This window comes from Streptomyces sp. NPDC003393 (genome assembly GCF_053589015.1).
Window position 1 is genome coordinate 16,083 of sequence record NZ_JBSFRB010000019.1, and the last position, 26,002, is coordinate 42,084.

Here is a 26,002-nt window from a genome sequence, read left to right on the forward strand (position 1 = left end):
CGAGGATCACTCCATGATCCGGGAGCCGCCCACCGGGAGGTCCCACAGGTCCTCCCGGGGCAGGCCCGCCTTGTCCCAGGCGGCGCGGACGCGGAGGAGGGGTTCCAGGACCGGCTCGGCGGACAGCACGAACGTGCCCCAGTGCATGGGCGCCATGCGGCGGGCGCCGACGTCCTGGGCCGCCCGCACCGCTTCCTCCGGGTCGCAGTGGACGTCGCGGAGCCACCAGCGCGGGTCGTAGGCGCCGATGGGCAGCAGGGCGAGGTCGATGCCGGGATAGCGGCGGCCGATGCGGGAGAACCAGTGCCCGTACCCGGTGTCGCCGGCGAAGTACACACGCCGTCCGCCGGGGTCGGTGAGCACCCAGCCGCCCCACAGGCTGCGGCAGGTGTCCGTGAGGGTGCGCTTGGACCAGTGGTGCGCGGGCACGAAGTCGAGGCGGACCCCGGAGAGTTCGCACGCCTCCCACCAGTCCAGCTCGGTGACGCGGGTGAACCGGCGGCGCCGGAACCAGCGGCCGAGTCCGGCCGGCACGAACACCGGTGTGTCCCGCGGGAGTCTGCGCAGGGTGGGCGCGTCCAGGTGGTCGTAGTGGTTGTGGCTGATGACGACGGCGTCGACCGGCGGCAGCGCGTCCCAGGCGACGCCGACAGGGGTGATCCGGGCCGGGGTGCCGATGATGCGCCGGGACCACACCGGGTCGGTCAGCACCGTCAGCCCTCCGATCCTGACGACCCAGCTGGCGTGCCCCGCCCAGGTCACGGCGACGGTGCGGGCGTCCACCCGGGGCAGCGGTCCCGGCTCGTAGGGCAGCAGGGGGATGTCGGCCAGGCCCTCCTTGCCGGGGCGTACGGCGCCCTCGCGGGCGAACCGGGCGAAGGCCTTCAGGCCGGGCAGCGGGGCGGTGAGCCGGTCGTGGAAGGTGCGCGGCCACAGCCGCCGCTCCGCCGGCGGCCGCGGCTCGGCCTGCGGCGGGAACGGGGCGGCGGTCCGCCCGGACGTGCGGGAGGCCGGGGCCGCGGCGGCGGCCTCCCGGGCGTGCGTGGTCGTGGACTCGGTCACGCCGGTGTACGGGGACCCGGGCGGCTCTGACTGCTGCGTCATCGAGGAGGCTCCCATCGCTGAGCGTCGTCGCGGAGATCGTCGAAGACGGACCTCAAGGAGATCAACGCGCGTTGCAGGTGTGGCAGTTCCAACGGCGTGGGCGACAGGAGGCATTCCGTGCGCTGCTCCTCGGTGTCGCCGAGCAGCTCGGTGGTGGACAGCCGCACACGCAGCGCGGCGAGGTCGTCGCCGAAGCGGTGGCCGCCGGGTGTGGGCATGCCCAGCACATGGCCCAGAAAGTCCTCCAGTTCCTGCGCGTCGCCGACGCCACGTGCGGCAAGGGCGGGGCGCAGCGGGCCGAGGTCGGCGTAGAGGTGGCGGCCGGCCTGCGGCGGCAGGGCCAGCGCGCCCGCCGCGACGACGGCGGTGTGCAGGGCGTGGGCCACCTGGGCGTGCAGTCGCACGGTGGCGGTCAGGCGCGCGGTCACCGGCCCGGGTTCGTCGAGGGCGTAGGCGGCAGCGGCGGCGACGGGCTCGGCTGTCCGCGCGTCCAGGGCGGTGAGGATGTCGAGCACGCGCGCGTGCAGCGCCTCCCCCGTGGCTCCGGCGGGGAAGCGGACGATCGCGGCGGGCCAGCCGCTGGGCAGGAACGCGCCGGCCAGGTCGGTGACCACGGTGACCCGTTCGGGCAGCATCTCGGCGGGGCTGAGCAGCATCGTCTCGTGCGGGTCGTGCCAGGTGTCGCGCCAGGTCTCGTCGCTGACCAGGTGCAGGCCCTCGGCCGCGGCGGCCTCCACGGTCTCGTGCAGCATCTCCGGCGGCGCGACCGTGCCGGTGGGGTCGTCGGCCACGGACAGCACCAGCAGCCTGGGGTCGCCGCCCTCCGCACGGACCCTGCGGACCGTCTCCAGCAGGGCGTACGGGTCGGGTATGCCGCCGCACTCGGCCGGGGTGGCGACGGGGAAGGCCGGTCTGCCGAGCAGACGCGCGTAGGGCGCCCACCAGGCGGCGCAGGGCCTGGGGACGAGGACGTCGCCGCCCAGCGCGGCCGTCAGCGCCAGCAGCAGGCAGGGCGCACCGGGTCCCGCCGCCACCTGGCCGGGCCGGGTGGGCAGGCCGCGCCGCCGCCAGTAGCCGCCGGCCGCGTCCAGGAGCATGGCGGCGCCGCCTATCGGTCCGTCCCGGCCCCGGGTCCGGCGCGCGGCCGCACCGAGCTCGGCGGCCAGCTCGGGCAGCACCGGCAGTCCGTCGTCGGGGAGGGCCGACGGCCCGTAGCGGACGGGGCCGTGCCCTTCCGGGTCCGTCCGCCGCATGGCAACCTCCGCGCAGTCCTCGCCGCCGTGTCGTCTCACCGTCGGACCTCGGCTCACCGCGTCCGGCCTTGCGCGTGCGGGTACCCAGGCGGGCGTCGCCCCATGGGTGCCCTGGCTGGTCGCGACGGTCACCCGAGGGTGCGGACCCCAGGTCGGGCACCGGGGTTGGATCCCGCGGTCCGGGCGCGAGGAGCGGCGCGGGTCAGCAGCCGGTGCTCCGGCGGCGCCACATCCGGTGCCCGGCGGCGCCCAGGGCGGACGCGATCAGCGCACCGCCGCCGATCAGTGGTGGCAGCGACCCGGTGAACGACCCGCCCGCTCCGGCCTGCACACCGTGCTGGGTCGGGCTGTCCGACCCGCCGAAGTCGCCGGACGCCGAGTCGTGGGACGAGGTGTCCGAGCTCTCGTGGCCGTCCGACTCGCCGGTGTCCCGGCCGCCGGAGGCGTCCTGCGCGCTGTCGCCCCGGGACGGGGCGGTGTCGGAGGATCCGGTGGAGTCCGCGGACCCGGCAGGACCGAGGGGGGCGGAGGGGCGCGACGGGTCGTACGGCGTGTCGGAGGTGCCGGTCGAGTCGAGCGAGCCGTTCGGAACGAGCCCGCCGTTCAGCTCGGTCCTGCCCGTCGGGTCCGTCCCGCCCGTCGTGCCGTTCGGTCGGACGGGGTCGGCCGGGTCGGGGGCCGGGAGGTGGCCGCCGGATTCGAGCGGGTAGCCGCCGGAGTCGCCCTGCGGCTGACCCGGGGTCGGAGGCAGCAGGGGCCGGATCTGGGCGAGGGACGGCGGGCCGAGCAGGAGGGGGTCCTCGGAAGGGCCGGGGAGCACCGTACCGGGGACGGCCGCGTCGGGGACGGCCGCATAGGGGGACGGGGCCGGCTGCGGCCGGTCTCCCGGGTCCGGAAGGTCTCCCGGGCCGCGTGCCTGCCGGAGGGTGTGCGGGGGCGGGCCGGCCTCCGTCGCCTCCGCCGCGACGGCGGCCGCCGCGGCGGTGCCCGTCATCAGGCCGGCCAGGACGGCGGCGGACAGGGTATGGCGGGTACTGCGGCGCATCGCGGTGCTCCTAGGGCCGGTGGGGCGGCTTACGTACGGCGTTCGTGCCGTCCCAGCCATCACAGCCCCCGGCGCCCCGGGCCGCGCGATGCCGAGCCCCATTCGCGGGACGCCAACGGCCTATCGGGTGACGCCGGGGCGCCGCCGGGCCGGCCCTTACGGCATGTCCCGCATCACCTGGTCGCGGAGCCGGTCGCAGCACCGGGTGAGGAGGCGGGAGACGTGCATCTGGGAGATGCCCAGCCGCTCGGCGATCCGGCGCTGCGTCATGTCGTCGAAGAAGCGCATGTACAGGATGGTCCGCTCGCGTTCGGGCAGCGCCGCCAGGCGCGGCCTGACGGCCTCGCGGTCCACGACGGTGTCCAGCGCGGGATCGGGTGAGCCGAGCGCGTCGACGAGCCGGTGGCCCTCCTCGCCGCCGGGCAGCTCCGCGTCGAGGGAGAGGGCGGCGGTGCTCTCCAGACTCGCGCGCCGTTCCCACGGACGGGCCTGAGGTCCGAAGCACTGGGGCTGCGCCTGCCCCCGGCCTCCGACGCCAAACGCCCGCCCGGTGCGGTGCGGCGCGCGGCGTGCGGCGTGCGGCGTGCCGGGCACCATCCCTTGCGGAAAAGCCGTGTCGGCTCGGCGTGCACGGGTACGCGGTCGCCACCGCCGACGATGTGGAGGGAGACATGCAGCGAGGCAGCGACCGGCTGAGTGTCCACCGTGACGACGAGATGAAGCACGAGCTGCAGGGCCTGCTCAGGTCCGGCCATCCCACGCGGACCGAGGAGTGGCACGACCCGGAACCGGCCGCCGAGGACGACCCGGAGGTCTGGGGCGGACCGGTGGTGCCGGGTGCGTCCCGGGCCTCACTCGAGACCGTGCGCCTGGAGTTGGCCAGGATCCTGGGCCGCAGCGCCTTTCCCGCGGGCCCGGGCGAACTGGCGCGCACCCTGCGCCGCAAGAACGCGCCCGACGCGCTGATCGAGGCACTGGAGCGGCTGCCGCGCAAGGCCCAGTACGCCAACGTGCAGGAGTTGGCGAAGGAACTCACCCACACCGAGCGGCCCGCCCGGGAGGACCGGGCGTAACCCCGGAGCGGGGCGGAAAGGCAGGTAGGGCCTGGTGAGGGCGGAATACGTCGGGGACGTCATGACCCCGGGCGTGGTGGCCGTCCGCCCCGACGCCTCGCTCGTCGAGGCGGCAAGGCTGATGCGCGCCCAGGACATCGGCGACGTGGTGGTGGCCGACGGTCAGGACGTCGTCGGCATGCTCACCGACCGCGACATCGCGGTGCGGGCCGTGGCGGAAGGTCTGGATCCGCACGCGGTGAGCGCGCGGGCCATGTGCACGTCCCAGCCGCTCGTCGTGGGCCCGCACGACCCGGTGTCGGCGGCCGTCGCGCTCATGCGCGAGCATGCCGTACGGCGGCTGCCCGTCGTCGAGGACGGCCTGCCGGTCGGCATGGTCAGCCTCAGCGACCTGGCCGAGGCCCGGGACCCGCGATCGGCGCTCGCCGACATCAGCCGGGCCGAACCGGGGGGCGGCCCCGACGGATCGGAGGCACCGGACGTACCGGAGGCACCCGGCGGCTGACCGGGTGGGGAAGACGAAGGACGAGAGGACGACGAAAGGACGTCGAGACATCATGCGCATCGCATTTCTGGCCGCACCCGAGGGCGTCGAGCAGGTGGAGCTGACCGAGCCCCGGAAGGCGGCACGGGACGCCGGGCACGAGACCGTGCTGGTGTCCACCCGGTCCGGTGAGATCCAGGCGTTCGACCATCTGGACAAGGCGGACACGTTCCCCGTCGACGAGGTGGTCGGGGACACCTCCGCCGACTCCTTCGACGCGCTGGTCCTGCCGGGCGGCGTGGCCAACCCCGACTTCCTGCGGATGGACGAGAAGGCCGTCTCGTTCGTGCGGGACTTCTTCGAACAGGGCCGGCCCGTGGCCGCGATCTGCCATGCGGCGTGGACGCTGGTGGAAGCCGATGTCGTACGCGGCCGCGTGCTGACCTCGTGGCCGAGTCTGCGCACGGACATCCGCAACGCGGGCGGCACCTGGGTCGACGAGCAGGTGAAGATCTGCGAGAACGGCCCGAACAAGCTGGTCACCAGCCGCAAGCCGGCCGACCTGAAGGCGTTCTGCCAGGCGTTCCTGGACGTGTTCGCGCAGAAGGCCGGCTGAACCAGGGCCGTGGGGTGCCCGTCGGAGTGCCTCAGGAAGCACGCCGGCGGGCACCTTCACGGGCACGGGCGAGCGATGTCCGGGGGTCCGCGACCGGGCACGGGCGAGCGATGTCCGGGGGTCCGCGACCGGGCACGGCAGCGGGGAGCCGGGGGGCGGCGGCGCCTCACCCGCGGGGTGACGCCGACTCGCCGCAGCAGCGTTCCCGGGCCCCTTCGCGGGTGCGGCCCGCGGCGACGGTGCGGCGGGGGTTGCGGCGCAGGTACTCGCCCTCGAGTTGCGCCATGCGTTCGTTGTGAGCCCGCAGCGCGTCGTTCGAGCCGTACAGCAGCGCGTCGTGGCGGGTGCGGTGGATGGTCTCCAGCTCCTTCATCAGCTGTTGGTCGTCCAGCCGGCCCGGGTCGACTCCGGTCATGGTGGTGCCCCGCTCGTCGTGTTCGTTCATGCGGTACGGGTACCCGCCCGGCGTGCACTACCACCGAGCGGCATCCGGGAGGGAGCCATGGATCTCGCCCATCTGCATCCACTGTACGAACAGCCCGGGCCCTGGGCCTCGGTGTACGTCAACACCTCCCGGAAGGCGGAGGACACCGCGCAGGAGATACGCCTGACGGCCCAGGCGATGGCCCGCGAGCTGGCGCGGCAGGGTGCGGACGAGGCCACCTGCCGGGCCGTGGAGACCGCGATCGACGAGATGCGCCACTCCCCCGACCCGCACGGGCGGGCCCTGTTCGCCCGCGACGGCAGGGTCGTCCTCGACCCGCCCCTGGCCCGCCCGCCCCGGGGGGTCAGCTGGGCGGAGTGGGCACCGCTGCCCCGTGTGACGCCGCTGCTGGAGCTCGCCGGCGAGGATCCGGTGGCGATCGTGGCGTACGTCGACCGCAGGGGTGCCGACTTCGAGTTGCGCAGTGCGCTGGGCCGCAAGGAGGCCGGCACGGTGGTCGGGCAGCAGTGGCCGATCCACCGGACGAGCAACGTGGACTGGTCCGAGCGGCACTTCCAGCTGAAGGTGGAGAACACCTGGGAGCACAACGCGGCGGAGATCGCCGACGCGCTCAGCGTGTGCCAGGAGGAGACGCGCGCCGACCTGCTGGTCCTCGTGGGTGACGACAGGGAGCGGCGTGAGGTGCGCGAGCGGCTGCCGCGGCGGCTGGACGGCCTCGTGGTGGAGGCCACCCGCGGCGCCGGCAGCCGGCTGCTGGACGAGGACGTGGAGCGGATCCGCGCCGAGCACGTGCGGCAGCGTGTCGAGGAGGAGCTGGACCGGTTCCGGGCGGCCCGCGCCCCGGACGACGAGGGCCGGGCGGCGGCCGTGGAGGGCGTTCCCGCGCTGGTCGAGGCGGCCCGCGAGCACCGTCTGGAGGAACTGCTGATCGTCCCGGACGGCGCCGACGCCCACCGCGAGGTGTGGATCGGCGAGGACCCGGACCAGCTGGCGGTGCGCCGCACGGATCTGAAGATGCTCGGCGAGCAGGACGCCCGGCCGGCCCGCGCCGACGACGCCCTGATCCGCTCCGCGGTCGCCACGGACGCCATCGCGCTGTCGCTGGAGCCCGTGGCCGCCACGGCCGAGGGCGCGCCGTCGGGTGGTCTGGGCGCGATCCTCCGCTGGAGGTGACCGCAGGCCCTACCGGGCCCGCTCCACCCGGCGCTCGTCCCAGACCGGCTCGGAGGTCTCGCGGACCCTGCCGTCGGCCCCGAAGACGAGGTAACGGTCGAAGGAGCGCGCGAACCAGCGGTCGTGGGTGACCGCGAGGACCGCGCCCTCGAACGCCTCCAGCCCTTCCTGGAGCGCCTCGGCGGACTCCAGGTCGAGGTTGTCGGTGGGCTCGTCCAGGAGCAGGGCCGTGACCCCCTGCAGTTCCAGCAGCAGGATCTGGAACCGGGCCTGCTGACCGCCGGAGAGCCGGTCGAAGCTCTGTTCGGCCTGACCGGTCAGCTCGTAGCGGCGCAGCCGGGACATGGCGGCGCCGCGGTCCTGCGCGTGCTCCTTCCACAGGATGTCCAGCAGGCTGCGGCCCTGGAGTTCGGGGTGCGCGTGGGTCTGGGCGAAGTGGCCGGGCACCACCCGCGCGCCGAGCTTCCAGGTGCCGGTGTGCGCGACGTCATCGCCGGCCAGCAGCCGCAGGAAGTGCGACTTGCCGGAGCCGTTGGAGCCGAGGACGGCCACCCGTTCGCCGTAGAAGACCTCCAGGTCGAAGGGTTTCATCAGGCCGGTCAGTTCCAGGTTCTGGCAGGTGACGGCCCGTACGCCGGTGCGGCCGCCCTTCAGCCGCATCCGGATGTCCTGCTCGCGCGGCGGCTCGGGCGGCGGGCCGGCCTCCTCGAACTTGCGCAGCCGGGTCTGGGCGGCCCGGTAGCGGGAGGCCATGTCGGCGCTGTTCTCGGCGGCCTGGCGGAGGTTGAGCACCAGCTTCTTCAGCTGCGCGTGCTTCTCGTCCCAGCGTCTGCGCAACTCCTCGAAGCGGGCGAAGCGTTCGCGCCGGGCCTCGTGGTAGGTGGCGAAGCCGCCGCCGTGCACCCAGGCGTCGGCGCCGGCCGGACCGGGCTCGACGGAGACGATCTTCTCGGCGGCGCGGGCGAGGAGCTCGCGGTCGTGAGAGACGAAGAGGACGGTCTTGCGGGTCTCGCGCAGTCGCTCCTCCAGCCAGCGCTTGCCGGGTACGTCGAGGTAGTTGTCCGGCTCGTCGAGCAGCAGCACCTCGTCGGTGCCACGCAGCAGCGCCTCCAGCACCAGTCGCTTCTGCTCACCGCCGGACAGGGTCCGCACCTGGCGCCACTGCGCCCTGTCGTAGGGCACGCCGAGCGCCGCCGTGGTGCACATGTCCCACAGCGTCTCCGCCTCGTAGCCCCGCGCCTCGGCCCAGTCGGCGAGGGCCTGCGCGTAGCGGAGCTGGGCGGCCTCGTCGTCTGGGGGCACCTCCCGGGCCGTTGAGACACCGGGGGACGTCATGATGGCGTGCTCGGCCGCGTCGACGGCGCGCGCGGCCTGCCGGATGCGCGGCGGGGCGACGGAGACGAGCAGGTCGCGTACAGTCGTCTCGTCCCGCACCGACCCCACGAACTGCCGCATGACGCCCAGGCCACCGCTGACGGTGACGGTGCCGCCGTGCGGCTTCAGCTCGCCGGAGATCAGCCGGAGCAGGGTGGTCTTGCCGGCGCCGTTCGGCCCGACGAGCGCCACCGCGGCGCCTTCGCCCACCCGGAAGGAGACATCGCCGAGCAGCGCCCTCCCGTCGGGAAGGTAGTACTCCAGGTGCGCGGCTTCCAGATGTCCCATGGTCGGGCATTCTCATGGCGCCCCCGGGATCCCGGCAAACGCTTATTCGGCGTGACAGGGAGGTCGCGGCCGCACCGGCCGCCGCGTCAGGTCCCCGGTGGGGCGTCGGGCCGGGTGGCGTACGCGGTGTCCACCGGCTGTCCCGCCGGGCCTCCCTCGCCGGCGGGGGACACCAGGGCGCCGGCCCAGGAGAGGGCCTTCCAGCCGTCGGTGGGCGAGCCTTCAAGGATCACCACGCCCGTGTTCCGCAGCGGGTGCGTGGCGGCGAAGTCGGCGTCGAGGTTGTGGGCGCGGACCGCGGTCCACAGGCGGATGGCCGCGCCGTGGCTGACCATGGCGACCGTGCCGGCCCCGCTGCGGGCGGCCTCCTCGACGACGGCGTCGAACCGTGCCAGTGCATCGGTCCCGGTCTCTCCGCCCGGACCGGGCATCCGGCGTTCGCGGTCCCCGGCGGCCCAGGCCAGGAACGTCCGCAGGTAGGCCTGACCGCGCTCGGAGTCGCCGGGCTCCCCCTCCAGCCCGCCCGCGGACAGCTCGCGGATGCCGTCGCGGACGATCACGTCGAGCCTCCGGGCGGCCGCCAGCGGCGCGGCGGTGAGCTGGGTGCGGACCAGGGTGGAGGCGTAGACGGCCTCGATGTCCTCCTCGGCGAGCGCCTCGGGCAGCGCGGCCGCCTGTCGCCGGCCGAGTTCGGTCAGCCCCGGTCCCGGCACGGCCGTGTCCAGCAGGGAGGCCAGGTTGGACGGGGTCTCGCCGTGGCGTACGAGGAGCAGGCGCATAGGGGTTCCCGGGCGAAGGAGGACACGTCGGTGTCGTCCCGCGCGCCCCGCGCGCAGGAAACGGCCACTTCAGGGTAACGGTGCCGGTATGAGCCCAGACGTCGACCTCACCGCCCCGCGAGCGGGCGCCCACGCCACCCTGACCCGGCTGCTCGCCCTGGACACCCGGCTGTTCCGGGTCGCGGCCGAACGCCACTGGCCCGGCGCAGGACCCGTGCTGCCCCGGCTGAGCCGGACCGCGAACCACGGTGTGCTGTGGTTCGCGGCCGCGGCCGCCATCGCGGCGAGCCGGACACCGCGCGCCCGCCGGGCCGCGGCCCGCGGCCTGGCCTCCCTCGGCCTGGCGTCGCTGACCATCAACACGCTCGGCAAGCGCTCGGTGCGCCGCCCCCGCCCCCTGCTGGACCCGGTGCCGGACGTCCGCCGGCTCCGGCGTCAGCCGATCACGACGTCCTTCCCCTCGGGCCACGCGGCCTCGGCCGCCGCGTTCGCGACCGGGGTCGCCCTGGAGTCCGGGGGCTGGGGAGCGGCCGTGGCGCCGGTGGCCTTCTCGGTGGCGGTATCCCGCGTCTACACCGGTGTCCACTTCCCGAGCGACGTGCTGGCGGGCGCGGCGCTCGGCGCGGCGGCCGCGTTCGCCGTGCGGGGCCTGGTGCCGACGCGCGCGCAGATCACGGCGCCCGCCCGGCCGCGGGCCGCCGTGCCGGCGCTGCCCGAGGGCGAGGGCCTGGTCCTCGTCACGAACAACGCCTCCGGCACCGCGGACCGGGCCCGGGCGCTGCACGACGTGCTGCCGCGGGCGGAGGTCGTCGTGTGCGACCCGGAGGACTTCAACGCCGAGGCGGAGAAGGCCGCCAGCCGGGCTCGGGTGCTCGGGGTGTGCGGCGGCGACGGCACCGTGAACACGGCCGCCGAGGTCGCCCTGCGGCACGGCCTGCCGCTCGCGGTGCTGCCCGGGGGCACGCTGAACCACTTCGCCTACGACCTGGGCGTGGAGGACGTACGGGACCTGGCCGGAGCGCTGGAGCGGGGCGAGGGCGTCCGGGTGGACGTGGGCCGGTTCAGCTCGGAGCACCGGCGGGGCATCTTCCTGAACACCTTCAGTCTGGGCGTGTATCCGGAGCTGGTGCGCGAACGTGAGCGCTGGGCGGACCGGATCGGCGGCTGGCCGGCCGGGGTGCTGGCGGCGCTGCGGGTGCTGCGCGCGGACCGCCATCCGTTGGAGGCGGAGTTCCGCGGGGGCCGGCACCCGCTGTGGCTGCTGTTCGCCGGCAACGGCACCTACCACCGCATGGGCCTCGCGCCGGGCCGTCGGCTGGACCTGGCGGACGGGGTGCTCGACGTGCGGGTGGTGCACGGTGGCCGGAGGCCGGCCCTGCGGCTGCTGTCGGCGGCCCTCGCGGGCCCGCTCACCCGCTCCCCGGCGCATGCGGCCGTACAGGTGGGCCGGCTGCGGCTGACCGGCCTGGCGCCCGGCACCCTGCTCGCCTACGACGGCGAGGTCACGGAGGTGGAGGGCGAGGTGCGGCTGGAGAAGCTGCCGGAGGCGCTGACCGTCTACCGGCCGCTGCCGGCCGGCTGACACCCGTTGTCCCCCGCGACCACCGTCGGTCCACATGATGAAACAGGGGTCTCAACATTCGACATACGCGCGTACCGTGATCCTCACCGCCCCGGGGCCGCGGGCCCGTGCGGGGCCAGGTGACGAGGAGGGGTACAGCCATGCCCGAACCGCGGGAGACGGCCGTCTACACGCACGGCCACCACGAGTCCGTGCTGCGCTCGCACACCTGGCGCACCGCCGCCAACTCGGCGGCCTACCTGCTCGGCTCGCTGAAACCCCACATGAAGATCCTGGACATCGGCTGCGGGCCGGGCACCATCACCGCCGACCTGGCGGAGCTGGTGCCCGACGGGCACGTCACGGGTGTCGACCGGGCGCCCGGCGTCCTGGAGCAGGCCCGCGCCACGGCCACCGCCCGGGGCCTGGGCAACGTCGACTTCGCGGTCGCCGACGTGCACGCCCTGGACTACCCGGACGACACGTTCTGCGTGGTCCACGCCCACCAGGTGCTCCAGCACGTGGGCGACCCCGTAGGGGCGCTGCGCGAGATGCGGCGGGTGACGAAGCCGGGCGGCTTCGTCGCCGTACGGGACGCGGACTACGCGGCGATGACCTGGTACCCGCGGGTGCCGGGCCTGGACGACTGGCTGGACCTGTACGAGCGCGTGGCCCGCGCCAACGGTGGCGAGCCGGACGCGGGACGCCGGCTGCGGTCCTGGGCGCTGGCCGCGGGCTTCACGGAGGCCGCCGTCACGGCCACCTCCAGCACATGGACGTACGCGACCCCGGCCGAGCGCGAGTGGTGGAGCGGCCTGTGGGCCGACCGCACCCTGGCGTCGGCCTACGCCGAGCGCGCCACCGGCGGCGGCCACGCGACCGAGGAGCGGCTGCGGGCCGTGTCCCGGGCGTGGCGGGAGTGGGGGGAACGACCGGACGGCTGGTTCGCCGTACTGCATGGGGAAATCCTGTACCGCAAAGCCGACTGACGTCCGGTTCACCGGAATGATGTCTCGCTTTCGGGACACCCGAGGAGCAGGAGGTTCAACATGGTTCCCATCCTGCTCGTACTGCTTCTGGCGCTGATTCTGTTCGGGGTCGGATTCGCGGTGAAGGTGCTCTGGTGGATCGCCTTGGCGGTGTTCGTCGTCTGGCTGCTCGGTTTCCTGATCCACGGCACGGGCACAGGCGGACGCCGGGCTCACTGGTACAGGTGGTAGGCCGGAGCACACGCACACCGTCCCCAGGGAAGCACGGGTCGTTCCCGTCATTCCCTGGGGAGCAGCGGTCCCAGCGGCCCGAGGTCCAGATTGAGGTCCTCGGGCCGCAGTCCGTAGCGGTCGCGCAGCTCGGCCATGCGGTCCTCCAGGAGCATCAGCGTCAGTCCGATCCGCTCCTCCTGCTCCTCGGTCAGATCACCCTCGTCGAACCGGCGCAGCGCCTGGCGTTCCATGAGCTGGCGCAGCAGTTCCACGACGGTCAGGACGAGCTTGACGAGGTCGCGCTCCACCGTGTCCGGCTCCAGGTCCACACGCCTGCGCGGGGTCACGACGTCACCTCCGGGATCTCGAAGGGGGACGGCACCTGCCGGTTCACCGAGCTGATCAAGGCGTTCAGGTCGATCCGCACGAGGTCGACGTCAGCGATGCGCAGGGTGATGTCCCCGGTGATGACCACCCCGCCGGCCAGCAGCCGGTCGAGCAGGTCGACCAGGGCGATCTCCCGGCGTTCGACGACCGTCATGTCCCCTCCCCCGGCAACTCTCCCGCGAACGAATACGCGGCCCAGGGCCCGGTGAGCTCCACGCGCAGCCCCGGCGCCTCGTCCTTCGTGCGGTCCACGACCTCCACGAACTCCTCGGAATGGGCGCGCGGCACGAGATAGGCGGCGTTGAGCACGTTCCGCCCGGCGGTGCCGGAGAGGGCGGCGTTCTGCGGCGCGTGCAGCCTGGAGTCCTCGGCGAACGCGGAGAGCTTCTCGTGCAGCCGGGTCGCGAACGCCTCGGCCCTCTGCCACACGTCCTCGCGGGCCAACGTCTGCTGCCGGCGCCGACGCAGATAGTCCCGGCCGGACGCGGCCATCGGCTCGGGCTCCCGCACCATCGCCTCCTGCGGCTGCTCCGCCTCCAGATAGACCTTGACCCCCCACTCCACCCGCCCCTGGAGCCGGTCGAGGGTGGCGCGGAAGTGCTCCTCACGGGACTCGATCATGGTGCGCACCCCGCTGTCGTCCCGGAAGACGGTGGCCATCCGCAACGGCAGCGGGGTGGTGACGACGGTCAGCGCGTCGACCACGCCCTGATGGGCGCGGGCGGTGGCGGAGAGCCAGTCCAGGTCCTCCAGACGGGCGCGCAGCGGCTCCTCGGCGAAGTCCCGTTCCGGCACCTCGCTGACGACGGCGATCAGGCCGTGGTGGAGCAGTTGCTTGACCGGCGCGCCGCCCACACCGGTCAGCTGTGCCTGGAGGGGTGCGCCGAGGGGGCGGCAGACGGCGTAGACGTACCGCAGTCCGGTCATGGTGCCTCCTTCGGGTGGGTGCGGCCGCTGCCCTGCTCCAGTTCCTCCAGCCGGGCCAGCCGCTCGCGCAACTCGGCGTTCTCCCTCGCGAGTTCGTCACGGCGGGCCCGGGAGGAGAGCGCGGGGTCGCTCTCCCACCAGTCGATACCCATCTCCTTGGCCTTGTCGACCGAGGCGACGATGAGCCGGAGCTTGACGGTGAGCAGTTCGATGTCGAGCAGGTTGATCCGGATGTCACCCGCGATGACGATTCCCTTGTCGAGCACCCGCTCGAGGATGTCGGCGAGGTTGGCGCCACTGCTCGGGCCGTACGGTTCGGGCAGCCGGCTCGGTGTCGTCATCGGCGGCTCCCGCCCTCGGAGTACTCCTCTTCCTCGTACTCCTCGTCACCCTCGTCGTCCTCGGGATACTCGTCGTCCGCGTCCGTCCCTCGGCCCCGTGTCCGCTCCTGCCCTTCGTCCTCTTCGTCCTCGCCGTTCTCTTCCTCGCCGTTCTCTTCCTCTTCGTCCTCGTCCTCGGCCTCCTCGTCGCCCTCGTCCTCTTCCTCTTCTTCCTCGCCCTCGTCTTCCTCGTACGCGCCGTCCTCCCGGTCCTCGTCCTTCTCGCGGCCCTCTTCCTCTTCCTCGTGCTCGTCGCCCTGTTCCTCCTCGGCGACCGCGTCCTCGTGGCTGCGTACGACCTCGCCGTCGCGGATCTCTCCACGCCAGCTGTCCTCCGCCTCCCCCTTGAGGGTGATGAAGCGGGCGAAGTGCTTCAGGTCGAGCCGGACACGGCGGCCCTGGGCACGCCAGATGTTGCCGGTCTTCTCGAAGAGGCCGCTCGGGTAGTACTCCATGACCAGCAGGACGCGGGTGAGGTTCTCCTCCAGCCGGTGGAAGGAGACGACGCCCTTCGTGCTGCCCTTCGCGCCCTCCGACGTCCACTGGATGCGGTAGTCGGGCACCTGCTCGGTCGTCGTGGCCTTCCAGCTGCGGCTGGACCACCAGATCTTCGCCTGCCAGTCGGACGTGGTGTCGTCGGCGCGACTGGCGCTCTTGACGCCCTTGGCGAAGGTGCTGAAGTCCTGGAACTGGGTCCACTGGTCGTACGCGGTGCGCAGCGGAACACCGACATCGATGTGCTCCATGATGACGGTGGGCTTGTTGCCTCCGCGGCCCTTGCGTTTGCCCTTGCCGCCGCCGAGGTTCTTCAGCGCGCCCATGACGTTGTCCTTGGCGCGCGAGGCCCCGAGCTCCAGCGCGGAGCGCACCGGACTCTTCCCCTCGGCGAGTTTGCGGCCGGCGTCGAGGGCGAGCCGGGCGAAGCCCGGGCTGTTGCCCTCGGCGATGTCGTTCAGCTTGCCGGTGGTCTCGCCGAGCTTGTGGCCGAGGCCGGCCAGCAGGCGTTCGGCCTGGGCGGCCAGGTAGTCCTGCGCCTCCCCCTTGAGCCGATCGGCGGCCTCGCTGTGGGCCAGGCCCGCCAGCGGGCTCTCCTTCGTCGCCGCGCCGGCCGCGCGGCCGGCGGCCTTTCTCGCGGAGCCGAGGGTCTCGGTCATCGGTCACCGCCGCCCTTCGAGGTCCGGGACCGCTCGGGACGGTGTGCGCCACCGGCCGCCGCGGTCTCCTTCTCGGCCGGCTTCTTCTCCGCCGTTTCGCGCGCCGAGGTCTTCTTCGCCGTCCTCGCCGCCTTCTCACCGGGGGCCTTCTTCGCCGGTTTCCTGCCGGGCGCGCGGGCCCGGGCCTTCTGGCCGGTCTCCGCGGGGGCCTTCCGCATGCGCTGCCGCCGCCGGCCGCCGGACTCGTCGCCCTCGCCGGACGCCTCGGTGCTCTCCGCCTCCTCGTCGGCCTCGCGGCCCTCCCCCCAGTCCTCGTACTCGTCGTCGTACTCTTCGTGCTCCGCCTCGGCCCCTTCCTCGTGCTCGTCCTCGGCGTGCTCGTCGTCCTCGCGTCCGCGGCGCCGGGCCGACCGCTCACCGCCGCGCCGTTTCTCCTCGCCGGTGTCGGGCACGACGCCGGCCAGCTGGTCGCGGACCTGTGCGGTACGACCCTGCAGCCGGTCGGCGAGCGTGGCCATCTGCCGTTCGACCATGGCGCCGGAGGCGGCCTTGCCGACACCCCGCAGATCCTGGCGCAGCTGGTCGCCGATCTCCTTGAACTGCGGGTTGTCCTTCAGCTGCTGGTTGAGCAGGTCGGCCATCGCGCGCGGGCTCAGATTCAGCTTCTTGCCCGCCGCCAGGCTGCCCAGCGCCATGGCCAGTTTGAGTTTCCTCGTACGTCCCAGCAGGTATCCGGCCCCTACCGCGAGGCCGAGTCCCATCCTGTTCATCGTGTCGTCCCCTCACCTGTCCCCGGTCCCCCGCGCATGCCGACCTCCAGCCGGTCCAGAAGCTCGTCCTCCTGGCGGTCGAACTCCTCCTCGGTGATCTCGCCCGCTTCCAGCCGCTCTTCCAGCCGAGCGAGTTCGGCCTTGACGGTCGCCGGGTCGTAGTAGATGCGCTCCGCTTCGCGCACCACCTGCTTGATCGCCCAGCCGCTGCCGCGTGCGGGTGCGAACGGCAGCAGCAGCACTTCCGAGATCAGTCCCATGACGTCATCCCGTTCCCGCACCGGCTCCCGCCGCGCTGGCCGTCGGCTCGGACGGGCCGGGCTCGACGAAGCTGTAGGGCGGCAGCGGTCCGTTCACCCGCAGCTCGAGGTGCGGCGTGTCCTTGCGGACCTGTTCGGCCGCGTCCAGGAACCGCGCCGCCTCCTCCCGGTCCACCAGGAACGACGCGTTGACGAGCCAGCCGGAGGATTCCGGGCCCGCGCTGACCGCGGCCGCCATGGGCTCCAGCGCCTGCACCACCTGGGCGCCGTCCGCGGCCTCGCGGGCCTTGACCGCGCCGGCGACCAACTCGCCGAGCCGCAGACGGTCGTCGTAACTGCCGCCGCCCGCCTGCCGGTTGGCCTCGGCCTGTGCCCTGATGTCCGGATTCTCGGCCATCACCTGGTGCAGTACGGCCTCCTCGACATGGCTGGCCTTGACGTTGTACTCGACCTTGCCGTCCAGCGCGCGCAGCCGTTCGGTGTAGTGCTCGGCGCGCTCGGTGAGCACTCCGGTGACGGTGGTGTCGTCCGGGGAGACGCTGCCGAACCGCATGGGCAGCACACAGCCTGTGGCACCGATCTCGCTGAGCACGTTCTGGTGGGCGAGCAGGTCCCTGCGCTTGGGCCGCAGGTTGTCGGGCGCGTCGCTGACGACGGCCGCCAGTTCGCCCGCCTTCAGCACGCGGACCGGCCGCGGCGGCTCGCCGACACCGACCGTGCCCTCCGGGGGCGAAGGATGCGAGGCCGTCGTGATTCCGTAGACGTACGTGCTCACTCCTGCTCCTCCCTCCTGCGAGACGACGTGGCCTTACGAGGACGCGGCCGGGACTCGCTCTCCTCCGAGTGCTCCGACCGTCCCTGCTTGAAGGCCTCGGAGATGGTCTCGGCGGCGCCGGACAGCGCGCCCTTGGACTTGCCGCGCGCACCGGACTCGGTGACCTCGCCGACGATCTCGGGCAGGCCCGGGCTCTTGCGGGGGCCCGCCTCCAGGTCGAGCCGGTTGCACGCCTCGGCGAAGCGCAGATAGGTGTCCACGCTGGCCACGACCACCCGTACGTCGATCTTCAGGATCTCGATGCCGACCAGGGACACCCTCACGAACGCGTCGATCACGAGCCCCCTGTCGAGGACGAGTTCTAGTACGTCGTAGAGGCCGCTGCTGCCGCCGCCTCCACCGGACGTCTGTGCCGGGACAACGGTCATGCCGACCGTGCCTCCTTCTCTGAGTCTCGGATGGGTGATGTCCTCACGTACGAGCGGCCCAGCGGCCGCCCTACCGGTGTGCGTCGGACCGGCCGCGTTCGTAGCGGCGCCCGCGCCGGTAGCCGGTGAGCTGGCCCTCGGTGTCGAGTTCGACCAGGTAGCTCGCCATGAGGCTCATGGTGTCGGGCACACGGGCGAGTTCCAGGACCTCGACCTCCAGCGCCCAGCCGTCCTGCGTCTGCTCGAAGGTCGTCACCGACTCGACCGTCAGGCCGGTCAGCTCCGCGAACTGGGCGCGGGCCTCGCGCAGCACCTCCAGGGGCCGGGGCCGCCGGGGTGCGGCGGGCCGGTCGTCCGCCCGGGTGTCGTTGTCGTCGATGTCGTCGTTGGTGTCGTTGTCGGTGTGGGCGCGTGGCTCCTGCGGTTCTCGGGATTCCTGCGACTTCCGCGAATGCTTCGGCCTTGCGGTGTCATGCGCGGAGTCCTGTGCTGTGTCGTCCTTGTTCGCCATGACCACCCCTCCCTCTCCGTGTGGCCGCAGCTTCCCCGGCCAAACCTGCGCATCAGCCGCGCAGTGCGTCCAGGCGCCGCCGCGCGGGTCCCAGCGCACGACCGCGGGCGGGCAGGCCGGCCCAGGGGCGGGTACGGGCCTGATCGGCGGCGTCGGCCATGGTCCAGCGCCGCGAGCCGACGTCCGGGGCGTCGAGCTGGTCCCAGGACAGGGGGGTGGCGACGGGCGCGCCGGGCCGGGCACGGACGCTGTAGGGGGCGACCGCGGTCTGGGCGTAGCCGTTGCGCCGCACGTCGAGGTAGAGGCGGTCGCCACGGTCCTTCTTGAAGAAGGCGGTGGTGAGCCGGTCGGGACGACCGGCGGCCAGCAGCTCGGCCACCGCCTGGGCGAACTCCCGCACCTCGTCGAAGCCCTGGCGCCCGTCGAGGGGCACGACCACGTGCAGGCCGCGCGAGCCGGTCGTCATCGGCGCCGAGGGCAGCTCCAGCGTGTCGAGCAGCTCGCGCAGCTGCCGGGCCGCCTCGCGCACCGGCTCGAAGTCGTCGTCGGGAGGGTCGAGGTCGAAGACCATCCAGTCCGGCCGGTCGGGGTCTCCCGCGCGGGACAGCCAGCGGTGCAGGGTCAGACAGGCCTGGTCCGCCAGGTACACGAGGGTGGCGGTGTCGTCGCAGACGGTGTGCGTGACCGTGCCGCCCTCCTTGGCGACCTCGGCCCGGGTGATCCAGTCGGGGTAGTACTTCGGGGTGTGCTTCCGCATGAACATCGGCCCGCCCACGCCGTCCGGGTGCCGCTCCAGCATCAGGGGGTGGCCGCGCAGGTGCGGCAGCAGATACCGCGCCACCGAACGGTAGTAGTCGACCAGGTCGCCCTTGGTGTACTCCTCCCCGCTGTTCCCCTCGCCGTCGTGGCCGTCGCCGGACGGGAAGAGAACCTTGTCCGGCCGGCGCACCTCCACGGTGCGCCGGCCGGCCCGTACCGTGCGGGTATCACCGCTCACGGCACCACCGCCTCCTCCACCAGCAGCCGGGCGGAGGCCACGATGGACTCGGCGTCGATGCCGGCCGCGTGCAGTTGCTCGGCGGGCGAGGCCGAGCCGGGCATCGTACGGACGGCGAGCCGGACCAGGCGCGGCACCGGACGCCCGTCGAGGAAGGCGTCCAGGACCGCGTCGCCGATGCCGCCCTCCTCGTGGTGGTCCTCGACCGTGAGCAGGCACCCCGTGTCCTCGGCGGCCTGCCGCAGCGTGGCCCGGTCGACGGGCTTGACGGAGTAGAGGTCGATCACCCGGACCGCGATGCCCTCCCGGCCGAGGCTGTCGGCGGCGGCCAGCGCCTCGTGCAGGGTGACCCCGGCGGCGACGATCGTCAGCCGGTCCGCGGCGGAGGAGCGCAGCACCTTGCTGCCGCCGACGGGAAACTCCTCGTCCGGACCGTAGATCACCGGACTCGCCCCGCGCGAGGTGCGCAGATAGCCGATGCCGTCCAGGTCGGCCATCTCCACGACGAGCTTCGCGGCCTGGTTGGCGTCGCACGGGTACAGCACGGTGGAGCCGTGCACGGCGCGCATCATCGCCAGGTCCTCCAGGCCCATCTGGCTGGGGCCGTCCTGCCCGATCGCGACGCCCGCGTGGGAACCGTTGAGGTTGATGCCGGATCCGCTGACGGCGGCCATCCGCACGAAGTCGTGGGCCCGGGTGAGGAAGGCGGCGAAGGTGGAGGCGTACGGCACCCAGCCGCGCCGGGCGAGGCCGACCGCCGTCGCGACCATCTGCTGTTCGGCGATGTAGCACTCGAAATAGCGGTCCGGGTGCTCCTTGTGGAAGAGCTCCGAACGGGTGGAGTCGCCGACCTCGCCGTCGAGGGCCACCACGTCGCCGCGCGCGGTGCCGAGCGCGGTGAGCGCCTGCCCGTAGGCGTCGCGGGTGGCGACCTCGTCGCCCTCGTCCCAGCGGGGCAGTTCGAGGCTGCCGTCCCCGACGGCGTGCAGCGAGCTGGTGGACGGCGGTTCGTGCACGCGCACCCGGATGTCGCGGACGCCGCCGAGTTCCTCGACGGCCTCGTCGGGGTCCTTCAGCGGCTTGCCGTGCAACCCCTCGCGGTCCTCGGACTCCTTGGCGCCCTTGCCCTTGATGGTGCGGGCGATGATCGCGGTGGGCTGCCCCTTGGTGGAGATCGCCTCGCCGTAGGCGCGGTCGATCGCGTCCACGTCGTGGCCGTCGATCTCGACCGTGTGCCAGTCGAAGGCGCGGAAGCGGCGGGCATAGGCGTCCAGGTCGTGGCCGTGCCGGGTGGGGCCGCGCTGTCCGAGCCGGTTGACGTCGACGATCACGGTCAGGTTGTCCAGGTGCTCGTACCCGGCGGCCTCGGCGGCCTCCCAGATCGATCCCTCGGCCATCTCGCTGTCCCCGCACAGCACCCACACCCGGTGGTCGGCGTGGTCGAGCCGCTTGCCGGCGAGCGCGATGCCGACGCCGATCGGCAGGCCCTGCCCCAGGGATCCGGTGGCGGTCTCCACCCACGGCAGCCGCTGCGGTGTGGGGTGACCCTCCAGGCGGCTGCCCAGCTTGCGGAAGCTCAGGAGTTCGTCGTCGTCGATCGCGCCGGCCGCCTTGAACGCGGAGTACAGCAGGGGCGAGGCGTGCCCCTTGGACAGCACGAAGCGGTCGTTGCCGGGATGCTCCGGCCGGTCGAAGTCGTAGCGGAGGTGGTTCGCCAGCAGTACGGCCATCAGATCGGCGGCGGACATGGAGGACGTCGGGTGCCCCGAGCCCGCCGCCGCCGAGGCCCGCACGCTGTCGACACGCAACTGCTGCCCGAGGTCGACGAGTTCGGCGGTGTTCATGAGTCTCCTTCCTCAGGAATGTCGTCCCGCTTGACCGGGCCGGGGGCGGGATGGTGTTCGTGATGCCCTGGGCCGGGCTGCTTCCCGGCGGGCTCCGGGCTCGGCCGGCTCTCGGCGGGTCCGGGGCCCGGCTGCTTCTTGCCCCGCTCCCCGCCCGGCTGGTCCCGTCCGGGGTCGGCGCCCGCCGACTGGGCCTTCTCGGTGTTCTCGACGATCTCGGTGGCGCCCTTGCCGGACGTCTGGGAGCCGGTACTCGTGCCGTCCGTCGCCTCCGGTCCGGTTCCGGCGCCCACCTGCGCTCCCGCCCGCGGCCGCTCCGGCCCGCCCGCCACTCGGGCCAGCTCCGGGGAGGCAGACTCCAGCGGCACCGACCAGGACCGTACGAGACCCAACTGGACGGCCTGGCGCGGCAGTACGGCGTTGAGCAGCCAGTCCGCCGCCACCCGTATCCGGTTGTCCGGCATCGCCGCGAGGTGGTATCCGCGGGTGACGGCGCCGGCCACCGGGCCGGAGAGCGGGATGCCGAGCGGGTTGGCGGCGGCCTGCGCGCCGCCGAGGTCCACGACGAAGCCCAGGTCGCGGTGGCGGTAGGGGCGCCGCGCGCAGGCGCCGCAGGAGGCGGCGACGTTGATGGCGGCCACCTTGCCGTGACGCCAGGCGTGCTGGGCGGTCATCGGCGTGTACGCGCCGGGATTGTTCAGGTCGGGCACGGCGGCGGCGTCGCCCGCCGCGAACACCTCGGGCCGCCCCGGCACCTGGAGATAGGGGTCGACGACGATCCGCCCGCGCTCCAGCGGGTGCCCGGTGCTCTCCACGAGCGGGTCGGGCCGTACGCCCACACACCACACCAGCGTGCGGGTCGGGACGAACTCGCCGTCCGTCAGGAGCACCCCGTCGTGCGTGGCCTCCTTCACGGAGGTGCCCATGCGGACGTCCACGCCCCGTTCCCGCAGCACCCGGTCCGCGGTGCGCGAGAGCCGCTCGTCCAGTTCCGGAAGGACCCGGTCGGCGATGTCCAGGAGCATCCAGCGCGGCCGCATGCCCTGCCGGAGCGGACGCCGGCGCACCTGCGAGTCGGTGTACATCTTGCCGTGTGCCGCGACCTCGGTGCCGGTGTAGCCGGCCCCGACGACGACGAAGGTGCAGCGGGCGGCGCAGCCCTCACGGTCGGCGGCGGCAGCGGCGAGTTCCACCTGGCGGGTCACGTGGTCGCGCAGGTAGAGCGCCTCGGGCAGCCCGCGGAAGCCGTGCGCGTACTCGGCGACGCCAGGGATCGGCAGCAGCTTGTTGACGCTGCCGACGGCCAGCACCAGCCGGTCGTACTCCAGCGTCCCGCCGACGCCCTCGGGGTCGGTGTAGTGCACGGTGCGCGCGTCCATGTCGAGGGTATCGGCCTCGCCGAGGACCAGGCGTACGTCGGGCAGGGTGCCGGAGAGGGAGACGGCGACCCGGCGCGGCTCCAGGATGGCCGCGGCCACCTGGGGCAGCAGCGGCACGTACAGAAAGTAGTCGGTCGGATTCAGCAGGGTGATGTCGGCCTTGTTCCGGGACATCCGGGACAGGGTCTGGGCCGCACGGTACCCGGCGAAGCCGGCACCGACGATCACGATACGGGGTCGACTCACGGTTCGCCTCCGGCGCTGTCGCGTCCCTCGTACAGAACACTCGTACGGAACTAACCGCGTCCCCCCGGCGGCCCCGCCCAAACCCGGCCGACACGGCCGCGGCTCCCACGGGGCCCCCGGCCGGTCGGACACCGCGCCGGTTTCCGGCAGCCGCGTCGGGTACCCGACAGCACGATCGACCCGCCCCCGTCGTGGAGGAGCCTCATGCCCGAGTACGGCTACCACCTGTCATGCGAGCAGTACGGCCCGGCGGAACTCGTCGAGCAGGCGCGGATGGCCGAGCAGGCCGGGTTCCAGGCGCTGTGGATCTCGGACCACTACCACCCGTGGAACGACGCGCAGGGCCAGAGTCCGTTCGTGTGGTCGGTGATCGGGGCGCTGTCCGAGGCGGTGTCCCTGCCCGTGGAGACGGCCGTGACCTGTCCGACCGTGCGCATCCACCCGGCCGTGGTGGCGCAGGCCGCCGCGACCAGCGCGGTGATGGCCGAGGGCGGGTTCCGGCTCGGCGTCGGCACCGGCGAGGCGCTCAACGAGCACATCCTCGGCGACCGGTGGCCGCCCGCCCAGGTGCGCATGGAGATGTTGGAGGAGGCGGTGCAGGTGATACGCCGGCTGCTGACCGGGGAGGAGGTCAGCCACCACGGCACGCACTACACGGTGGAGAACGCCCGGCTCTACACCGTCCCCCGCGAACCCGTGCCGATCGACATCTCCGGCTTCGGCCCGAAGGCGACCTCGCTCGCGGCGCGCGTCGCCGACGGCTACATCACGATGATGCCGGACGAGGAGATGGTCACCCAATACCGCAAGGGCGGCGGCGGCACCAAACTCGTCAGCGGCGGCACGAAGGTGTGCTTCGGCCAGGACCGCGACGAGTGCGTCCGTACCGTGCACGAACTGTGGTACAACGAGCAACTGCCGGGCGAGACGGGCCAAATACTGCCCACACCCCGTCACTTCGAGCAGCTCGAGCCGCTGGTCACCGAGGACGCGATCCGCGAGAACGTGGTGTGCGGCGACGACGTCGACCAGCACGTGACCGCGTTGAAGGCGTTCGCGGACGCGGGCTTCGATCGGGTCTACGTCAACCAGATCGGCGCCGACCAGCGCGGCTTCTTCGACTTCTACCGCACCAAGGTGCTGCCGCAACTGCCGCGGTGACCCCACCTCTCACACCGCGCCAACTACCCTCGTGCGCATGGAGATTCTGGGAGCCAGCCTGCGCGTCTGCGTCGACGACCTGGAGACCGCCGTCCCCTTCTACGAACGCCTGGCGGGCGGCAGAGCCCTGCGTTTCGAACGCGGCGGCGTCCAGGTGGCGGCCGTCGGCTGCTTCCTGCTGATGAGCGGCCCTGAGTCGCAGCTGGAGGTGTTGCGCAAGGTGGCGGCGACGATCGCCGTCGAGGACGTCGACGAGGCTCACCGGGTCCTGACCGAACTGGGGGCCCGCATCGTGGCGGGCCCCGTCCCGACCCCGGCGGGCCGCAGTCTGATCGCCGTGCACCCGGACGGCGCGGTGTACGAGTACGTGGACCGCCGCGGCTGAGCGGCGGCCCCGTGACGGCACTCAGGACGAGGGCGGGCGCATCCGGAAGTCGTGGGCCGGTGGCAGCTCTCCACCGCCGGTCCGGTCCCACACACGGCCGATCCGCTCGTCGCCCTCCCGCAGGTCGGCGACCTCGAAGCCCTCGTCGAAGACGGCCCGCGCCTCGGCCGGGCGCCCCTCGGCGAGCAGCAGTTCGGCCTCCAGCAGCCGGAACCGGCCGCGCTCCCGGGTCGCCGGGTGCAGCCGCCGCCACACCGAGCGCGCGTCCGCCGGACGCCCTACCCGCAACAGCGCCTCGATCGCCTCCCGGCCGAGCGCGGCGGTGGCGGCGGTCCAGGTCTCGTCGTCGTCCCGCCGCTCACGGCACAGGTCTTCGAAGGCCTCGGCGTAGCGCTCGGCGGCCCGCTCGTGGTGGCCGGCCTCCTGGTCGGCGACGGCGAGGCAGCGCCGCGACGGCCAGACGGACCGGGCCGCTTCCAGCGCCCGTTCCCAGCTGCGCACCGCCTGCGCCCGGTCGCCGGCGTGCCACTGGGCGACTCCGAGGTGGTACTCGGTGAGCGGTCCTGCCGGGGCGGTCTCCAGCAGGTCCCGCCAGTGCGTGGCGACCAGCGACTCGCCGGGCGGCCCCATCCGTCGCGGTTCCGGGAAGGAGCCGGAGCGCAGCAGTTCCCGCCAGGGCTCCTGCGCCTTGCCGAGGGTGGACTCGGGGAACGGCGTGCCCGGCAGCTTCCACCCGGCCCGCAGCACTTCGAGGGCGCCCCAGCCGGATCCGGTGCCGAGGATCTCGCCCGGTTCGGCGTCGGCGAACGGCTTCCAGGCGGCGTACGCGGCCTCGACGTCGGCGCGGGGCAGGACCGCCTCCAGCCGTTCCTCGGTCCGCCGGACGGCGGCCTCCCACTCCCCCGCGGGCGGCGCCGCGTCCAGCGGGCCGTACGACTCCAGCCACGCCACCTCGCTCTCCGCCTCCAGCCGTACGTGTTCGAGCTGGGTGCGGGCGAGACCGGCCTGGATCTCGCAGTATCCGCCGGGGCCCGAACCCCACACGAACAGCTTGCGGCCGCGCAGCACGTCGGTGGAGGTCTGCACCAGTCCCTCACCGGCCTCGTCGAGGGCGGCGATCCAGCGGCGCCGTCGGTCGGCCACCTCGTAGAAGTAGTCGGCGGCGTAGGTGCTGTTGAGGGGGTAGGTCCGGTCGACGCCGTCGTAGGCCGGGACGGGGACCCGGCGCAGCCGGCGCTCGTGGCCGAGGGGGGCACCTCCCACGCCGTCGAGGCAGTGGGGGAGCCAGGCCTCCTCGGCGGGGGCGAGCACCCGGCGTTCCTCCGGAACGGCGATGTTGGACCACCAGTAGGTGGGTGCCGGACGCTCGTGCGGGTTGCGGATGCGGACGCCCACGTGCAGGAAGTCGGAGCCGTCCGGCAGCCACAGGTCGACCTGGAAGGGCAGGTCGCGCAGCCGTTCCCACTCCCACAGGCGCAGCATCTCGCCGCCGTCGGGGGCGGGCACGCGGGCGGCGTGCAGGGGGGCGCAGGAGAGGGTGGTGTGGCCGGTGGCGCCGATGTTCCACTCGATGCCGCCGGAGTACCAGGCGCCGTTGAGCGCGAAGTTGGCGGGCTGGAACACGGGGTTGCGGTAGAGGAGTTCCCGGCCGGTGGGCTTGTGCACGAGGGAGGCGACGCGGCCGCCGAGGCCGGGGAGCACGGTGGCACGCAACCGGTCGTTCTCGAGGACGAGCGCGTCGATCGGGCGCGGCTCGCGGGCTCTGCCGTAACCGTCGCGGACGTGCACCGGCAGCAGGCTGCGCAGGGGGGCGTAGTCGACCTGCCGTGCCATGTCGTGCGGCAGGTCGTTCCTGTCGCGCTCCTCGATGTGGTGGACCTCGTCGAGCGGGCGCAGCGCGGGCAGCGGGTTGTCCGGCCCGAGCGGTGCGGCGGGCAGCGTCAGTACCTCACGTCGGATCGTCGTCACAACGACCATGGAACCCGGTCGCAGATGACCTGA

General features: G+C 73.3%; 29 protein-coding genes and 1 pseudogene. 9 read left to right on the forward strand and 21 right to left on the reverse strand.

Going from position 1 to position 26,002, the window contains the following annotated elements; genetic code table 11:
* Positions 1-6: 6 nt before the first annotated feature.
* From ACWDUZ_RS19695 to ACWDUZ_RS19710, 4 genes and pseudogenes are all read right to left on the reverse strand, one after another.
* Complete coding sequence (locus ACWDUZ_RS19695) at positions 7-1,104, reverse strand: MBL fold metallo-hydrolase (protein ID WP_451633069.1); 1,098 nt, start codon at positions 1,102-1,104, stop codon at positions 7-9.
* Positions 1,101-2,357, reverse strand: coding sequence for an aminotransferase class I/II-fold pyridoxal phosphate-dependent enzyme (locus tag ACWDUZ_RS19700; RefSeq protein ID WP_451633070.1), 1,257 nt, complete (start codon positions 2,355-2,357; stop codon positions 1,101-1,103). Before ACWDUZ_RS19700 ends, ACWDUZ_RS19695 begins: the two co-directional genes overlap by 4 nt.
* 202 nt (positions 2,358-2,559) lie before the next feature.
* Positions 2,560-3,402 (reverse strand): hypothetical protein, encoded by an 843-nt coding sequence (locus ACWDUZ_RS19705; protein WP_451633071.1) that lies wholly within the window; start codon positions 3,400-3,402, stop codon positions 2,560-2,562.
* Between the two features lie 156 nt (positions 3,403-3,558).
* Positions 3,559-3,987: pseudogene (locus tag ACWDUZ_RS19710) on the reverse strand (sigma-70 family RNA polymerase sigma factor); the annotation flags it as partial.
* A gap of 86 nt (positions 3,988-4,073) precedes the next feature.
* Here ACWDUZ_RS19710 and ACWDUZ_RS19715 point away from each other — a divergent pair.
* The 3 genes from ACWDUZ_RS19715 to ACWDUZ_RS19725 all read left to right on the forward strand — a co-directional run bounded on the left by ACWDUZ_RS19715 (position 4,074) and on the right by ACWDUZ_RS19725 (position 5,575).
* Positions 4,074-4,475, forward strand: a complete 402-nt coding sequence (locus tag ACWDUZ_RS19715) for a DUF2795 domain-containing protein (RefSeq protein WP_451633072.1) — start codon at positions 4,074-4,076, stop codon at positions 4,473-4,475.
* Between the two features lie 61 nt (positions 4,476-4,536).
* Positions 4,537-4,980 (forward strand): CBS domain-containing protein, encoded by a 444-nt coding sequence (locus ACWDUZ_RS19720; protein ID WP_451633164.1) that lies wholly within the window; start codon positions 4,537-4,539, stop codon positions 4,978-4,980.
* A gap of 52 nt (positions 4,981-5,032) precedes the next feature.
* The gene (locus tag ACWDUZ_RS19725; RefSeq protein ID WP_451633073.1) at positions 5,033-5,575 is read left to right on the forward strand and encodes a type 1 glutamine amidotransferase domain-containing protein; all 543 of its coding nucleotides are present in this window, start codon (positions 5,033-5,035) and stop codon (positions 5,573-5,575) included.
* A 166-nt stretch (positions 5,576-5,741) separates the two neighbouring features.
* Here ACWDUZ_RS19725 and ACWDUZ_RS19730 read toward each other — a convergent pair whose 3' ends face one another.
* A complete protein-coding gene (locus tag ACWDUZ_RS19730; protein WP_451633074.1) occupies positions 5,742-6,020 on the reverse strand; it encodes a DUF6158 family protein in 279 nt (92 codons plus the stop codon).
* A 57-nt stretch (positions 6,021-6,077) separates the two neighbouring features.
* Between ACWDUZ_RS19730 and ACWDUZ_RS19735 the strand changes: the two genes are divergently transcribed.
* Entirely contained in the window at positions 6,078-7,193 is a 1,116-nt protein-coding gene (locus tag ACWDUZ_RS19735) for a baeRF2 domain-containing protein (RefSeq protein WP_451633075.1), read from the forward strand.
* A 9-nt stretch (positions 7,194-7,202) separates the two neighbouring features.
* Here ACWDUZ_RS19735 and ACWDUZ_RS19740 read toward each other — a convergent pair whose 3' ends face one another.
* Positions 7,203-8,855 (reverse strand): ABC-F family ATP-binding cassette domain-containing protein, encoded by a 1,653-nt coding sequence (locus tag ACWDUZ_RS19740; protein ID WP_451633076.1) that lies wholly within the window; start codon positions 8,853-8,855, stop codon positions 7,203-7,205.
* 86 nt (positions 8,856-8,941) lie between these two features.
* Complete coding sequence (locus ACWDUZ_RS19745; RefSeq protein WP_451633077.1) at positions 8,942-9,634, reverse strand: histidine phosphatase family protein; 693 nt, start codon at positions 9,632-9,634, stop codon at positions 8,942-8,944.
* 88 nt (positions 9,635-9,722) lie between these two features.
* On the opposite strand from ACWDUZ_RS19745, the gene ACWDUZ_RS19750 reads away from it, so the two are divergent.
* From ACWDUZ_RS19750 to ACWDUZ_RS19760, 3 genes are all read left to right on the forward strand, one after another.
* Positions 9,723-11,216 carry a phosphatase PAP2 family protein gene (locus tag ACWDUZ_RS19750; protein WP_451633078.1) on the forward strand — a complete coding sequence of 498 codons (1,494 nt, stop codon included), beginning with the start codon at positions 9,723-9,725 and terminating at the stop codon, positions 11,214-11,216.
* Between the two features lie 140 nt (positions 11,217-11,356).
* Positions 11,357-12,184: a class I SAM-dependent methyltransferase gene (locus tag ACWDUZ_RS19755; RefSeq protein WP_451633079.1), complete on the forward strand. Its 828-nt coding sequence runs from the start codon at positions 11,357-11,359 to the stop codon at positions 12,182-12,184.
* A 60-nt stretch (positions 12,185-12,244) separates the two neighbouring features.
* Entirely contained in the window at positions 12,245-12,415 is a 171-nt protein-coding gene (locus tag ACWDUZ_RS19760) for a hydrophobic protein (RefSeq protein ID WP_451633080.1), read from the forward strand.
* Positions 12,416-12,462: 47 nt separating this feature from the next.
* On the opposite strand, the gene ACWDUZ_RS19765 is transcribed toward ACWDUZ_RS19760, so the two are convergent.
* The 13 genes from ACWDUZ_RS19765 to ACWDUZ_RS19825 all read right to left on the reverse strand — a co-directional run bounded on the left by ACWDUZ_RS19765 (position 12,463) and on the right by ACWDUZ_RS19825 (position 22,437).
* Positions 12,463-12,744 (reverse strand): gas vesicle protein K, encoded by a 282-nt coding sequence (locus ACWDUZ_RS19765; RefSeq protein ID WP_306187836.1) that lies wholly within the window; start codon positions 12,742-12,744, stop codon positions 12,463-12,465.
* Positions 12,741-12,938 carry a gas vesicle protein gene (locus tag ACWDUZ_RS19770; protein WP_451633081.1) on the reverse strand — a complete coding sequence of 66 codons (198 nt, stop codon included), beginning with the start codon at positions 12,936-12,938 and terminating at the stop codon, positions 12,741-12,743. Before ACWDUZ_RS19770 ends, ACWDUZ_RS19765 begins: the two co-directional genes overlap by 4 nt.
* Entirely contained in the window at positions 12,935-13,711 is a 777-nt protein-coding gene (locus tag ACWDUZ_RS19775) for a GvpL/GvpF family gas vesicle protein (RefSeq protein ID WP_451633082.1), read from the reverse strand. The genes ACWDUZ_RS19770 and ACWDUZ_RS19775 overlap by 4 nt, the downstream gene beginning before the upstream one ends.
* Positions 13,708-14,052 carry a gas vesicle protein gene (locus ACWDUZ_RS19780; protein WP_451633083.1) on the reverse strand — a complete coding sequence of 115 codons (345 nt, stop codon included), beginning with the start codon at positions 14,050-14,052 and terminating at the stop codon, positions 13,708-13,710. Before ACWDUZ_RS19780 ends, ACWDUZ_RS19775 begins: the two co-directional genes overlap by 4 nt.
* Entirely contained in the window at positions 14,049-15,245 is a 1,197-nt protein-coding gene (locus tag ACWDUZ_RS19785) for an SRPBCC family protein (RefSeq protein WP_451633084.1), read from the reverse strand. Before ACWDUZ_RS19785 ends, ACWDUZ_RS19780 begins: the two co-directional genes overlap by 4 nt.
* On the reverse strand, positions 15,242-16,015 hold the full coding sequence (locus ACWDUZ_RS19790; protein WP_451633085.1) for a hypothetical protein: 774 nt from the start codon (positions 16,013-16,015) through the stop codon (positions 15,242-15,244). Before ACWDUZ_RS19790 ends, ACWDUZ_RS19785 begins: the two co-directional genes overlap by 4 nt.
* Complete coding sequence (locus ACWDUZ_RS19795) at positions 16,012-16,275, reverse strand: gas vesicle protein GvpG (RefSeq protein ID WP_451633086.1); 264 nt, start codon at positions 16,273-16,275, stop codon at positions 16,012-16,014. Before ACWDUZ_RS19795 ends, ACWDUZ_RS19790 begins: the two co-directional genes overlap by 4 nt.
* A gap of 4 nt (positions 16,276-16,279) precedes the next feature.
* A complete protein-coding gene (locus tag ACWDUZ_RS19800) occupies positions 16,280-17,050 on the reverse strand; it encodes a GvpL/GvpF family gas vesicle protein (RefSeq protein ID WP_451633087.1) in 771 nt (256 codons plus the stop codon).
* Positions 17,047-17,478, reverse strand: a complete 432-nt coding sequence (locus ACWDUZ_RS19805; protein ID WP_451633088.1) for a gas vesicle structural protein GvpA — start codon at positions 17,476-17,478, stop codon at positions 17,047-17,049. Before ACWDUZ_RS19805 ends, ACWDUZ_RS19800 begins: the two co-directional genes overlap by 4 nt.
* Before the next feature lie 70 nt (positions 17,479-17,548).
* A complete protein-coding gene (locus ACWDUZ_RS19810) occupies positions 17,549-17,989 on the reverse strand; it encodes a gas vesicle protein GvpO (RefSeq protein ID WP_451633089.1) in 441 nt (146 codons plus the stop codon).
* A 52-nt stretch (positions 17,990-18,041) separates the two neighbouring features.
* Entirely contained in the window at positions 18,042-18,986 is a 945-nt protein-coding gene (ligD, locus tag ACWDUZ_RS19815) for a non-homologous end-joining DNA ligase (RefSeq protein WP_451633090.1), read from the reverse strand.
* Positions 18,983-20,830 carry a transketolase gene (locus ACWDUZ_RS19820; RefSeq protein ID WP_451633091.1) on the reverse strand — a complete coding sequence of 616 codons (1,848 nt, stop codon included), beginning with the start codon at positions 20,828-20,830 and terminating at the stop codon, positions 18,983-18,985. Before ACWDUZ_RS19820 ends, ligD begins: the two co-directional genes overlap by 4 nt.
* On the reverse strand, positions 20,827-22,437 hold the full coding sequence (locus tag ACWDUZ_RS19825; RefSeq protein ID WP_451633165.1) for an NAD(P)/FAD-dependent oxidoreductase: 1,611 nt from the start codon (positions 22,435-22,437) through the stop codon (positions 20,827-20,829). Before ACWDUZ_RS19825 ends, ACWDUZ_RS19820 begins: the two co-directional genes overlap by 4 nt.
* Before the next feature lie 222 nt (positions 22,438-22,659).
* Here ACWDUZ_RS19825 and ACWDUZ_RS19830 point away from each other — a divergent pair, with 222 nt between their 5' ends.
* Together ACWDUZ_RS19830 and ACWDUZ_RS19835 are read left to right on the forward strand one after the other, a co-directional pair.
* Positions 22,660-23,616, forward strand: coding sequence for an LLM class F420-dependent oxidoreductase (locus ACWDUZ_RS19830; RefSeq protein WP_451633092.1), 957 nt, complete (start codon positions 22,660-22,662; stop codon positions 23,614-23,616).
* A gap of 37 nt (positions 23,617-23,653) precedes the next feature.
* Positions 23,654-24,001: a VOC family protein gene (locus tag ACWDUZ_RS19835; protein WP_451633093.1), complete on the forward strand. Its 348-nt coding sequence runs from the start codon at positions 23,654-23,656 to the stop codon at positions 23,999-24,001.
* A gap of 21 nt (positions 24,002-24,022) precedes the next feature.
* On the opposite strand, the gene ACWDUZ_RS19840 is transcribed toward ACWDUZ_RS19835, so the two are convergent.
* A complete protein-coding gene (locus ACWDUZ_RS19840) occupies positions 24,023-25,978 on the reverse strand; it encodes a DUF5107 domain-containing protein (RefSeq protein WP_451633094.1) in 1,956 nt (651 codons plus the stop codon).
* Positions 25,979-26,002: the final 24 nt, after the last annotated feature.